This window comes from uncultured Neglectibacter sp. (assembly GCA_937958185.1).
Classification (GTDB): Bacteria; Bacillota; Clostridia; order Oscillospirales; family Acutalibacteraceae; genus Acutalibacter.
This window is the reverse complement of record CALFFN010000021.1, coordinates 132,059-144,390: the sequence shown is the minus strand read 5'-3', so window position 1 is coordinate 144,390 and position 12,332 is coordinate 132,059. Positions and strand designations below refer to the sequence as shown.

The 12,332-nt window shown below is 54.7% G+C and carries 9 protein-coding genes; 1 reads left to right on the top strand and 8 read right to left on the bottom strand.

Translation table 11 applies throughout. The features are described 5' to 3' along the window. Nucleotides 1-409 precede the first annotated feature (409 nt). A complete protein-coding gene (locus tag AB8996_RS06435) occupies nucleotides 410-1,798 on the top strand; it encodes an MATE family efflux transporter (protein WP_369298150.1) in 1,389 nt (462 codons plus the stop codon). Nucleotides 1,799-1,902: 104 nt separating this feature from the next. Here the strand turns inward: AB8996_RS06435 and AB8996_RS06430 are convergent, their stop codons facing one another. From AB8996_RS06430 to AB8996_RS06395, 8 genes are all read right to left on the bottom strand, one after another. Continuing rightward, entirely contained in the window at nucleotides 1,903-2,916 is a 1,014-nt protein-coding gene (locus AB8996_RS06430) for a zinc-dependent alcohol dehydrogenase family protein (protein ID WP_369298149.1), read from the bottom strand. Between the two features lie 134 nt (nucleotides 2,917-3,050). Next, nucleotides 3,051-4,493: a 4Fe-4S dicluster domain-containing protein gene (locus AB8996_RS06425; RefSeq protein WP_369298148.1), complete on the bottom strand. Its 1,443-nt coding sequence runs from the start codon at nucleotides 4,491-4,493 to the stop codon at nucleotides 3,051-3,053. A 21-nt stretch (nucleotides 4,494-4,514) separates the two neighbouring features. After that, nucleotides 4,515-5,690 carry a SpoIIE family protein phosphatase gene (locus AB8996_RS06420; protein WP_369298147.1) on the bottom strand — a complete coding sequence of 392 codons (1,176 nt, stop codon included), beginning with the start codon at nucleotides 5,688-5,690 and terminating at the stop codon, nucleotides 4,515-4,517. Further along, entirely contained in the window at nucleotides 5,680-7,353 is a 1,674-nt protein-coding gene (locus AB8996_RS06415) for a [Fe-Fe] hydrogenase large subunit C-terminal domain-containing protein (protein ID WP_369298146.1), read from the bottom strand. Before AB8996_RS06415 ends, AB8996_RS06420 begins: the two co-directional genes overlap by 11 nt. Nucleotides 7,354-7,450: 97 nt before the next feature. After that, nucleotides 7,451-7,696: a (2Fe-2S) ferredoxin domain-containing protein gene (locus AB8996_RS06410; RefSeq protein ID WP_369298145.1), complete on the bottom strand. Its 246-nt coding sequence runs from the start codon at nucleotides 7,694-7,696 to the stop codon at nucleotides 7,451-7,453. Nucleotides 7,697-7,728: 32 nt separating this feature from the next. Then, complete coding sequence (locus tag AB8996_RS06405) at nucleotides 7,729-8,478, bottom strand: phosphotransferase family protein (RefSeq protein WP_369298144.1); 750 nt, start codon at nucleotides 8,476-8,478, stop codon at nucleotides 7,729-7,731. 13 nt (nucleotides 8,479-8,491) lie between these two features. Continuing rightward, nucleotides 8,492-11,110, bottom strand: a complete 2,619-nt coding sequence (gene adhE / locus AB8996_RS06400; RefSeq protein WP_369298143.1) for a bifunctional acetaldehyde-CoA/alcohol dehydrogenase — start codon at nucleotides 11,108-11,110, stop codon at nucleotides 8,492-8,494. A gap of 3 nt (nucleotides 11,111-11,113) precedes the next feature. Further along, nucleotides 11,114-11,764 (bottom strand): redox-sensing transcriptional repressor Rex, encoded by a 651-nt coding sequence (locus AB8996_RS06395; RefSeq protein ID WP_369298142.1) that lies wholly within the window; start codon nucleotides 11,762-11,764, stop codon nucleotides 11,114-11,116. Nucleotides 11,765-12,332 lie beyond the last annotated feature (568 nt).

Here is a 12,332-nt window from a genome sequence, read left to right as displayed (position 1 = left end):
GTTTTTAAGGACTTTTCAGACGAAAAAACCTAAAAATACATCAAACACTATGTGTAAATGATTTCCTCGTTTACAATCTCCATCGCACACACCTGTATGTTATTCATTCTTCCTGTTCATGACGAGCAGTGTTTTTTTACTTTTTTCCACGATGCTTTCCCCCTCAGGGTTTGAATTTTACTCCTTATACAACACAGCGGGGAAAAACACTCACTCATTCCCTAAAAATCAGGGTTGCCCTATCCTGTCTTGTCTGGTATAATAACCGCAAAGCGGTTATTATACGAATTTCAATTTGCCTTGCCCAGTTTGCGCTTTCAGCGCAACGGGCAATCGGCACATTATACCAACGCACGTTCCGTGCTTATGGTATAATAGTTGTAAACACAACTATTATAGGAGGGGTATCGTGCATTTTGTCAATGCTCAAAAGGTCTGCAAGGGAATGGAACTGGGCGAAATTCCCTCCGAACGGCAAATTATTAAGGACGCGCTGCACGTGGCATGGCCCTCGGTGCTGGAATCCTTTTTCGTCAACCTCGCGGGCGTGGTGGATACCATCATGGTGGGGTCTCTTGGTTCCTATGCCATTGCAGCGGTGGGGCTGACCACCCAGCCGAAATTTCTCGGGCTGGCTGTTTTCCTGTCCTTGAATGTGGCGGTCTCCGCCATTGTCGCCCGCAGGAAGGGCGAGGGCGACCGGGAAAGCGCCAACCGGCTGGTGCGAATGCTGCTGCTGGTTACCCTGCTGCTCACTGCAATTATCAGCACTCTGTTTGTGGTGTTCGCAAGCCCTATCATTTCTCTGGTGGGCTCCCAGCCAGACACTCACGAATCCGCCGTGGCGTACTTGCAGATCATCATGGGCGGCATGGGCTTTTCCACGGTTTCTCTGGTGCTGAACGCTGCCCAGCGCGGCGCGGGGAACACCAGGATTGCCATGATCACCAACGTGATCTCAAACAGCGTCAACGTGGTGTTCAACTACCTGCTGATCGGCGGGAATTTCGGCTTCCCCGCTTTGGGCATTCGGGGCGCAGCCATTGCCACCGTGATCGGCACCGTCTGCGCCTGCGCGCTGAGCATTGCCTCTGTTATGAGGAGAGACGGTTTCATCTGTCTGCGGGCGGTGAAGGGCTGGATCGCCGATCGGACAAGCATTCATTCCACCATCAGCGTAGGTTCCAGCGCCTTTGTGGAACAGATCTGCCTGCGCATTGGCTTCCTTCTGTTCTCCATGACTGTTGCCCGGCTGGGCACTACGGAGCTTGCCGCCCACCAGATCGGCATGAACATGATGAGCATGTCCTTCTCTATCGGCGACGGCTTCTCGGTAGCGGCGGTGACGCTGATCGGGCAGAGCCTGGGACGAAAGCGCCCCGACATGGCGAAGATCTACGGCAATGTGTGCCAGAAAACCGGGCTGATCTGCGCCTTTGTCATTTCCTCGGTATACTTCATTTTCGGGCGGAACATTTTTACTTTATTCACCAATGAAGCGCCCATTCTGGAATACGGAGTCATCATCATGCGCATTCTGAGCCTGATGCTGTTCCTGCAGATCGAGCAGGTAGTGCTGCTGGGCTGTCTCCGCGGCGCGGGGGATACCCGGTTCACAGCGCTTGTCTCCCTCATCAGCGTGACCTGCGTCCGCCCGGGCATCAGTTGGCTGCTGTGCTATCCTCTCGGGCTGGGGCTGCTGGGCGCGTGGCTGGGGACCTTCTGCGACCAGGTGGTGCGGTTCAGCATGGCGTTTATCCGCTTCCGCAAGGGAAAGTGGACGCAGCTCAAGCTGTAGCTGCCGCTTCCAATTCTTTTTTCTGTTCCACAGGAAAATTCTGACAAAAAACGTTAAAAAGCCGGAAGCACTTATTTTATGCTTCCGGCTTTCTTCTTTTGCCGTTATTCCTGCGGCGTGACAATGACCTTGATGGACTGGTCGCTCATCTGCATGGCAATTGCTTCCGGCATTTGTGCCAGAGGAAAGCGGTGGGTAATGATCTGGTCAAAATTGAGCTTTCCCGCGTTCAGGAGCGCCACCGCCCTGCTATGGGTGTCCGGGTTGACAAAGGAGCCTTTGATGGTCAGCTCCTTTTTATACACGTCAAAGAGGGGCAAGTCGAACTTGGAATCCACCTTCGGCACGCTGAACAGCACAATGTTGGCTCCCTTCTTGGCATAGGCAAAGGCGCTTTTCACAGCGGGAAGATTGCCTACGCATTCGATGACCACGTCGGCGGCGTTCCGAAAACCGTCCATGGCACCGGGCGCGGCAGGGTCGATTGTGATATCTGCGCCCAGAGAAAGCCCCACGCTCCGGCGCTTCTCATTGGGTTCGCTGAGAATGATCTTCGCCGCGCCTGCCAGCCTTGCCAGCTGTACCATGATAAGCCCGATGGCGCCGCCGCCTACGATACAGACCGTGTCTCCCTCGCATATCTCCGCCCGGTCGATCCCGTGCAGGCAGCAGGCGACCGGCTCCGCCATCGCGCCAAATTCCATGGGCAGTTTCGGGGAAAGGAGGAACGCCTGTCCCTCCGGCACGACGCTGTATTCGGCAAAACCGCCGTTTCTGGTAACGCCGATGGCTTCCATATGCTCGCAGAGCTGCTTTTTCCCCACACGGCAGTAGTCGCACTTTCCGCAGTAGATATTGGGGTCTACCGTGACATGGTCGCCGGGGCGCAGAGAAGTAACTCCCTCCCCCACTTCCGTCACTACGCCGGAATATTCGTGTCCCAGCACTACCGGCGGGGTCACGTCCGCTGAGCCGGGTTCGCCGTGGTAAATGTGCACGTCAGTGCCGCACACGCCGCACGCCATGTTCCGAATAACGACTTCCCCGGCTCCGGCGCGGGGAAGCTCCTGCTCCCTCACCTCAAAGGTTTTGTTTCCCAGAAAAAATGAAGCTCGCATAAAAAATCCTCCCTTGCAGATATGGTTCTTTCATACCATGCAGGAGAGGATTTGTCAATACAATATTTCAGGTCCCGGATACGGGAACCCGGAAAACAGCTTGCCGACAGCAGATCATTTACAGCCGTCACCGCTCATTTTTTGAGGAGCCCGATCGCCTCGGTGATAGTTTTTTCATACGCTTCCCGACCGTACTGGTCCACGTCCGCCCGGTTCTTTTCCCCGTGGGTCAAACAGCCCGCGCCGCCGATACAGCCGCCCACGCACGCCATGCCCTCGATAAAATTGCCGGGCAGCACATTTTTGGAGGCTTTCAGCAGCGCCATGCGGCAGGCTTCGATCCCGTCGCAGGGGACCGCCTTCAAATCAAAGTCGATCTCCTGCTCCTTCAAGCCCTGGGCGACAGCGTCGCTCAAGCCCCCGCTGCGGGCAAATATCCGACCGTAATAGGAAGCGTTGTCCAGTACGCCGTCTTCCAATCCGGCAATGTCGATCTCCCTGCTGTCGAACAGCGCCTGCAGCTCTTCAAAGGTAATGGCGCTGTCGATGTAGGGCCGCACTTCTTCTTTCTGGAACTCCATTTTCTTCGCGGTGCAGGGACCGATAAAGACCACCTTTGCCCCGGGGGTGGTTTCCTTGATATATTTTGCGATGGTCGCCGCCGGGGACAGGTTGTGGGAAACGTGCTTCTTCAGCTGCGGGAATTTCTTTTCCACATAGTCTACAAATGCCGGGCAGCAGGAGCTGGTCAAAAAGCCCTTTTCCGAAAGCTCCCTTGATTCCTGGTACGCCACCATATCGGCGCCTAATGCCGCCTCCACCACATGGAAAAAGCCCAGCTTTTCAATGCCGGAGATCACCTGCCCCAGCCGGGCATAGGAAAACTGGCTGGAAACAGAGGGCGCTATCACGGCATACAGCTTGTAGCTTTGATTGCCGTTGCTGTTCTTAATCAGGTTGACCACATCTAAAATAAAAGATTTATCCACAATGGCGCCAAAGGGGCACTGATAGACGCAGGCGCCGCAGGAAATACAGGTGTCGTTGTCGATATGGGCTTCGCCGCTTTCGCTCATGCTGATGGCGCCGATCTTGCAGGCGCGCTCACAGGGGCGCTTATGGTCAATAATGGCGCTGTAGGGGCAGACCTTCGCGCATTTGCCGCAGTTCACGCATTTCGTCTTGTCGATGTGGGCTTTCTGGTTCTCGTCAAAGGAAATGGCGCCCTTGGGGCAAACGTCCTCACAGCGGTGAGCCAGACAGCCGCGGCACGCCTCGCTGACCACATAGCCGCTGGCAGGGCACTCGTCACAGGCGATGTCGATGACCTCGATCACGTTGGGGTTGTTCTTATCGCCGCCTAAAGCCAGACGGATACGCTCCTCCACAATGGCGCGCTCCTTGTAAATGCAGCAGCGCATTGTGGGCTTTTTCTGGACGATCAGCTTGGGAATCTCCGCGTAGGCGTCCAAAAGCTTATCTTCAAAGGCATAGTACGCCACGGCGCGGAGCACCTTGTATTTCAGGTACTGCACCTTGGTGTCAAATTTTCTGTCCTGCAGGGGCTTTCCCGGCATGCTGCCCCCTCCTTTCCCTGTTTAGAAATAACTGACCTTGATCCGCTTCCCCATTTTTTTCAGGCAGTCGCTGAGCTCGTCTACCAGTCTCATTTTGATATTGAAATTGATAGGCAGATTGGGGTTCTGGTGGGCAGGGTTCACTGCCCGCCCTACAAAGAAATTGATATCCGTGGCTTCCTCGAACAGCATTCTGGCGATCAGGGAAGCGCCGTCCCGCTTATAGCCCCAGTCCCGGTAGGAATCGTTGTCCTTGAGGTAGTCCTTGGCATAGTCCAGCACCTTGCTGATGGTGATCACGCCCTCTGTGACAAGGTCCACTCCCTCGATCTTTGCCGTGGGCGGGATTTCCGGGTCAAGATAATCCAGCTCAGCAATCATGGGCTTTCCCAGATACTCCGACGTGATGGTGGAGGTGGTGCCGCCGCAGACGATGTGCTTACCCTCCTTTGAGAAAAACAGGGACTGCATTTTGTTCACGTCCCGGCGGTCGGAGGGCGGACCTATCATTAAATTCACCTGCGAACGGCTGCGTATCTTCACCACGCATACGGTGGTGTCGTCCCCCGGCTTGCCGCCATAGAGCTGATTGCATTCCTCCAGCAGCAGCGCGCCGTAGGTCTTGGCGGTGTAGGAGCTGTCGTACATCATTTCCAGAAATTTGATGATGTCCTCCCGCTGCCAGCCGAAGTTCAGGTTTTCCCCCACCCCGGCATGGATCGCGCCGTCGCTCATGGTGACAAGAAAATCATTTTCCTGCAAACGTATCCGGGAGCGGTAGATCATTTTCCCTTCGATCTCGCTGCCTGTTTTGGGGATCTCCGCAAACTTCCCGTCACGAATGAGAATGAGCAGCGGGTTATCGTACTGAATGATCTCCGCTTCCTCATTGTCAATAATGTGAATGATGGTAAAGGTGGAGTACGCCACCTCCCGCACGGCGCAGACCGGCAGGGTGGCGGCAATGGTGGCGACACAGTCCTCCAGCCGCATATTGGCAGCCATCATGGTGGAGATGATTTTGGAGGTCAGCGTGGACAAAATGTTCGCCTTTACGCCGCTGCCCATGCCGTCCGCCAGCACGATGACGCTGGAATTTTCCCCCTGCTCCACCACCTCTACCCGGTCGCCGCAGAGCTGTTCGCCCCATTTATTCAGGCTGCTATATCCGATATCGGTACAAAAATCATTCCTCATGGAGAGAATCCTTCAAATTTGTCAATGCTATCTTGGTTTCCGCCGTGGTCTCGCCCAGCAGGGAGGCGATCTCCTGCACCACGCGCATCTGCTTTTCGATGACCTGGTCGGTCACCGTAACGGTAGAGCGGCGAAGCTCTTCTTTCCGCTTCCGCTCGTTTTCCTCGTCGGTGACATCACGCATGATACACATGATGATATGGTAGTTCCTGTCGTAGATCACGGACTCTTCCACATACCGTTTATATTCCGCCAGATACACCTTTTCGTCCCGGATACTCTGCCCGGTCTGCATGACATTCAGGAAAATTTCAGGGTCCAGAACGCGAAAGACCTGCTCCCCCATCACGTCGGAAGCGTGGCGGATATTCATAATACGGCAGGCGGCGGAGTTTATCTGCTGCACCTCCAGCCCCTCATTCAGGGCGATAATGCCATTGGGTGAATTATTGATAATGTTGTCGGAGAAGGATTCCGCTTTGTCCTTCAGGAAAGGCAGGCACATTTCAATGCTTGCCTTGCCAAAATAGACCGCCATTGCCTTTTCCCGGCAGGTGTTGTATCCGCAGGCGCCGCAGTTCAGCTCCTTTTCCGGGGAATCCTTGCCCATCTTCAGCAGGATCGCGTCGATTTCCCGCTGACTGGGCATCTGGCGGTGGAGACCTAAAAATTTGTGGTTCTTATAAAGGTCTTCCTCCGCCGGCATGGATATCTGAAAATCCTTTTTTCCGGCGTAACGGTTCACCGCGACGTAATCCGTCACCGGCAGCCGATGGCTTTTTTCCATGGCGGGACCGTTCACACAGCTGCCGGCGCAGACGGACATTTCCACAAAGCATTTTGTAAGCTTGCCATGCTTGATGTCCTCCAGGGCGTGGATACAGTTTTCCACGCCGTCCACCGCCAGATAGGTGTATTCCGGGGAATCCTGCGCCATGCTGCGGAGAATACCGCCGGTGGTGGGGAACAGCCGGGCGCGGCTTTCCTCCAAATGGTCCTCCCCCGCTTCAATGGCAACGCCCTCCTGCTTCATCCACTGGGTCAGCTCCTCAAAGGTGAGGACGCAGTCCACATCGCCGGGGTATTCCTCCGCTTCCGCCTTTTTGGACACGCAGGGTCCGATAAAGACGGTATGTACCTCCGGGTCTTCCTTTTTCAGCTTCCGGCAGTGCGCCTGCATGGGCGACAGCACCGGCGCAAGATACGGAAGCACCTCGGGGTGGTATTTCTGGATCAGCAGGTTCAGAGAATGGCAGCAGGAAGAAATGATAACGTCCATCTTTGCTTCCCGCACCAGCTTTTCATATTCCGTTTTGACGATGGCTGCCCCGATGGCGGTCTCCTCTACGGCGGCAAAGCCCAGCTTTTTCAGGGCGGCTTCCATAGAGCTGACAGTAGCGCCGGGATAATTTGCCACAAAGGACGGCGCCAGGCTTACTACGGTCCTGCCGGACCTTATCAGTTCCTGCGCCCGCACGATATCGTTGCGGATCTCCTTGGCGTTCTGCGGGCAGACCACAAAGCAGCTGCCGCATAGAATGCACTCGTCCCCTACGATATGCGCCTGCCCCGAAGAAAATTTGATGGATTTCACCGGGCAGTGGCGAATGCACTTGTAGCAGTTGACGCAGTTGGATTTTTTCAGCTTCAGGTATTCTGTCATGGGCGTTCCCCTTTCCCTGTGATAGGTAAAGAGCGGCTTCCCCGAAAACGCGTGCGCGGAGAAGCCTTCTCAATTACAATTCCTGTTCCGAAGCGCTTCAGGCGTTCAGCGCGCCGAGAACCTCACGCTGGAAAAATTCTTCCGTAGTTTCCGGGGACAGTGAGCAGAGCTTTCCGTCCACCGTGACGCTGACGCCATTGACGCAGTTCCCCATGCAGAACGTGCCAGCCAGCTCTACCCTGTCTTCCAGCTGATGCTCCTTCACCAGCGCCTGAAGCCGCTCCACGATCTGGCGGGAGCCTTTCAGATGGCAGGAGCTTCCGATACAGATGGTCACTTTCATTTGAATCCTCCTGAATGCTTTTCAGCGCATTCTTATTGGTACTCCACCACGTTGACCCAGCGCATCAGGAACTCCCGCTCCTCGGGCTTTCCCTTGACGGACTGGGAAGCCGCCACGATGGGCAGCCACTTCTGCACATACTGCTTGGCGGTATCGCTCTTTTTGCAGAACAGATCCAGGTACCGATCTGCCATTTCCTGATCGCCGGACAGGCAGAACAGCAGATAGGTACGGGCCGCGTCAGCGCTGGCGTTTCCCTGGGTAGCGTGCGCCCAGTCCAGAATGGAATAGCTGCCGTCCTCCCGGATCACCACGTTGGTGGGGTTGAAGTCGCCGTGGCACAGCTTATTGTGCTTGGGCATGCTGCCCAAGCGGGCGTCCAGCTCATAGCGAGTGGTGGCGTCCAGCCCGGTTTCGGAAATTTTCCGCTTCATCTTGTCTTTCAGCTTGTTCAGGCGGGGAGCTGTTTTCTTGTGCATTTCCAGCTGGATATCCACAAAGCGCTCCAGATATTCGTCTTTCTTCTCCGGGTGCTCCTCCATGAGCTGGGCAATGGTCTTACCCTCTACAAAATCGGTGACGATCGCCCATTTCCCGTTGATTTTCGTGACCTCCTCCACGCCGGGAATGGAAATGCCGGTCTCCTCTACTCTGGCAATGTTCAACGCCTCGTTCAAAATATCCGCCTTGGAATATTCCTCGTCGAAAACCTTGATGGCATACTGACCGTCGCGGTAGATGGTCTTGGAAGTTCTGACTGCGATAACCTTATCCAGTTTCATAAAAAGCTCCTCCTTATTTCCCGTAATAGCACTTCAGGTAGATTTCTTTGATCTCACTCATCAATGGGTATCTGGGGTTTGCCCCGGTGCACTGGTCGTTGAAGGCGTTCTCCACCATTTCGTCCAGGGTGTCGAGGAAATACTTCTCGTCTACGCCATAGTCCCTGATGGTCTTCTTGATACCGATTTTCTCCTTCAGGTCCTCCAGTGCCTTGATAAAGTTCTCAAACACTTCATCGTCATTCTTGCCCTGAATGCCGCAGAAGCGGGCGGCTTCCACATAGCGCTCCTTGGCATGGGGGTACTGGTACTGGGAGAAGGTGCCCATCTTGACGGGAACATCGGCGGCGTTGTAGCGCATGACCTCGGTGAGGATCAGCGCGTTGGCAACGCCGTGGGGCAGGTGGTGATAAGCGCCCAGCTTATGCGCCATGGAATGGTTCACGCCCAGGAAGGCGTTGGCGAACGCCATACCCGCCATACAGGAGGCTTCCGCCATCTTTTCGCGGGCAACCGGGTCCTTCGCGCCATTTTCATAAGCGGAGGGCAGGTATTCCATAACCGCCTTCATCGCTTTCAATGCCAGACCGTCGGTAAACTGGGTTGCCATGATGGAAACATAGGCTTCCAGCGCATGGGTCATAACGTCGATGCCGGAAGCGCTGGTCAAGCCCTTGGGGGCGTTCATCATGTTGTCCACGTCCACGATCGCCATGTTGGGCAGCAGCTCATAATCAGCCAGGGGCCACTTGGTGCCGGTCTTTTCGTCGGTGATGATGGCAAAGGGCGTTACCTCGGAGCCGGTGCCGGCAGAGGTGGGGATCGCCACAAACATTGCCTTTTCCCCCATCTTCGGGAATTTGTAAATACGCTTGCGGATATCCATGAAGTCCATCGCCATGGACTGGAAATCGGCGTCCGGGTGCTCGTAGAGCACCCACATGATCTTGGCAGCGTCCATGGCGGAGCCGCCGCCCAGGGCGATGATGACGTCCGGCTCGAAATCACGGATCTGCTTGACGCCCTCCAGCGCGTTGCCCAGGGTCGGGTCGGGCTGGACGTTCCAGAAGCAGGAATAGCGGATCCCCATTTCGTCCAGCTTATCGGTAATGGGCTTGGTATAGCCGTTCTGGTACAAGAAAGTATCGGTGACGATAAACGCTTTCTTTTTCCCGTATTCTGTTTTCAGCTCATCTAAAGCCACGGGCATACAGCCCTTTTTGAAATAGACCTTCTCGGGCACTCTGAACCACAGCATATTCTCTCTCCTTTCGGCGACCGTCTTGATATTCAGCAGGTGCTTCACGCCCACGTTTTCAGAGACGGAGTTGCCGCCCCAGGAGCCGCAGCCCAGCGTGAGAGAAGGCGCCAGCTTGAAGTTGTACAGGTCGCCGATGCCGCCCTGGGAGGACGGGGTATTGATGAGGATACGGCAGGTCTTCATGGCTTCCTGGTGCTTTACCCGCTTTTCTTCCTCGGTGGGGTCAATGTACAGGGACGAGGTATGACCGTAGCCGCCGTCGGCAATGAGGTGCTCCGCTTTTTCAATGGCGTCGTCAAAGCTCTTTGCCTTATACATGGCAAGCACGGGAGAAAGCTTCTCATGGGCAAATTCCTCGGAAATGTCCACGCTCTCCACTTCGCCGATGATGATTTTCGTCTCCTCGGGCACCTTTACCCCGGCAAGCTCAGCGATGGTGTGGGCTTTCTGCCCCACGATCTTCGCGTTCAGGGCGCCGTTTATAATGATGGTCTTGCGTACCTTTTCGGTTTCGGCTTTATTCAGGAAATAGCAGCCGCGCTTCTGGAACTCCTCCTTCACCTGCTTATAGACCTTATCCAGCACGATAACGGACTGCTCGGAAGCGCAGATCATGCCGTTGTCGAAGGTCTTGGAATGAATGATGGAGTTTACCGCCAGGACAATGTCGGCAGTGTCGTCAATGATAGCGGGGGTATTGCCAGCGCCCACGCCCAGGGCGGGGGTGCCGGAGGAATACGCGGCTTTCACCATGCCGGGACCGCCTGTTGCCAGAATGATATCGGCTTCCGCCATAAGCTGATTGGTCAGCTCCAGAGAGGGAATGTCGATCCAGCCGAAAAGCCCTTCGGGAGCGCCAGCCTTAATGGCGGCGTCCAGCACGACTTTTGCCGCCTCAATGGTGCATTTCTTCGCGCGGGGGTGGGGGCTGATGATGATGCCGTTTCTGGTTTTCAGCGCCAGCAGGGTTTTGAAGATCGCGGTGGAGGTGGGGTTGGTGGTGGGAATGACGGCGGCGATCACGCCGATGGGCTCCGCCACCTTGCGAATGCCGAAAGCCTTGTCTTCCTCCACAACTCCACAGGTCTTCGTGTTCTTGTAGGTGTTGTAGATGTACTCGGCGGCATAGTGGTTCTTAATGACCTTGTCCTCCACCACGCCCATGCCGGTCTCCTCGACCGCCATCTTGGCAAGCGGAATGCGCTGCAAATTGGCAGCCATTGCCGCAGCCCGGAAAATCTCATCGACCTGCTCCTGCGTATAGGACGCATAGAGCTTCTGCGCTTCCCGGACACGGGCAAGCATCCGCTCAAAGGTTTCCGAGTTTTCCACGATCTCGTAAGTCGTTCTGCTTTCCATGAGACGAACCATCCTTTACTTGATTTTTTTTGTACTGAACCGCTCCTTCAGATGATTGGACAGAATGGCAAGGGACAGCGCCATATCTTCATTCTGCACCAGGATATCATCAGGAACGTCCAAATAAACATTGGCAAAATTCCAAATGGCTTTCACGCCGCCGTCAACCAGCAGGTCGCAGACCTCCTGAGCGCCCGTCCCGGGCACGGCGATGATCCCCATATGGACCCCCATACGGGCGCACAGGTCGCTGACCTTTTCCAGCGGCAGCACCTTGCACCCGCTGACCTCCGTACCGATCAGCCGGGGGTCGATTTCAAAAGCGGCGACAATATTCAGCCCGTAATGGCGAAACCCCTCATAGGCGAGCAGCGCCTGCCCCATTTTCCCCACGCCTACCAGAACCGCCTCGTCTGTCTTATCATAGCCCAGAAGCGTTTCCAGCTCATGGACAAGCTCTGTGCGGACGTAGCCCACCTTCGGTCTGCCGGAGCCGCTGACAACGCCCAGATCCTTGCGCACCACCACATGATTCAAATGAAGCGTTTCAGCAATGGCGGCGGCAGAGATATACTGGGCGCCATCGTCAGATAAGCCCTTGAGATAATTCAAGTATCTGGGAAGACGCAGCAATGTCTGCCTGGAAATGCTTTTTTCCATTTCCATACCCTTTCTCCTCTCTCCAAAGACCGTTGTATTCTGTCGGAGAAGCGTTCTTCAGCAGAGTTTTTGCAGCGGCGACGTCTCCCATTGAAACTTTGATAATATTTTAACATTCTTCCGTGGAAAAGTAAATTGTGAGTGCTTCCAGTGGAATTTCAAATTCTCCTAAAAATTTGTGCATTTTACTGAATCCGCAAAACGGGTCGGCGGTACGGCGCGCAAAGCTTTCGCAAAAGGCTATATATTCCATAAAAACTCTGTTAGATGCAAAATTTTTCTATGCGTTTTTATCTACATATGTACATTATATGCGGGTCAGCTTTTGAAATCAAGAGGCTTTCTGCAATTTTGAACACAAATTTTTTCTTCGGCAGCGTCGGTAAAACCGACTTTGCTTCTTCCCTTTCAAAAAAACTCGTACTGCCGCAGAGGATACTGCAGCTTAAAACAGTATAATACCGGCAGGGGAACCACGCGGAGCAAAAGCCCTGGCTTTTCTGAAAAAAAACAGGAGAGAAATAGAACTTCAAAAAAAGTGGGCGCGTTTCCCAAATTTTGGCTTGAAAAGCGT

Coding starts and splice junctions, on each gene's coding strand:
- AB8996_RS06410 (WP_369298145.1), bottom strand. CDS start 7,696: ATGAAAGTGACCATCTGTATCGGAAGCTCCTGCCATCTGAAAGGCTCC.
- AB8996_RS06425 (WP_369298148.1), bottom strand. CDS start 4,493: ATGCCGGGAAAGCCCCTGCAGGACAGAAAATTTGACACCAAGGTGCAG.
- AB8996_RS06420 (WP_369298147.1), bottom strand. CDS start 5,690: ATGAGGAATGATTTTTGTACCGATATCGGATATAGCAGCCTGAATAAA.
- AB8996_RS06405 (WP_369298144.1), bottom strand. CDS start 8,478: ATGAAACTGGATAAGGTTATCGCAGTCAGAACTTCCAAGACCATCTAC.
- adhE (WP_369298143.1), bottom strand. CDS start 11,110: ATGGTTCGTCTCATGGAAAGCAGAACGACTTACGAGATCGTGGAAAAC.
- AB8996_RS06415 (WP_369298146.1), bottom strand. CDS start 7,353: ATGACAGAATACCTGAAGCTGAAAAAATCCAACTGCGTCAACTGCTAC.
- AB8996_RS06430 (WP_369298149.1), bottom strand. CDS start 2,916: ATGCGAGCTTCATTTTTTCTGGGAAACAAAACCTTTGAGGTGAGGGAG.
- AB8996_RS06395 (WP_369298142.1), bottom strand. CDS start 11,764: ATGGAAATGGAAAAAAGCATTTCCAGGCAGACATTGCTGCGTCTTCCC.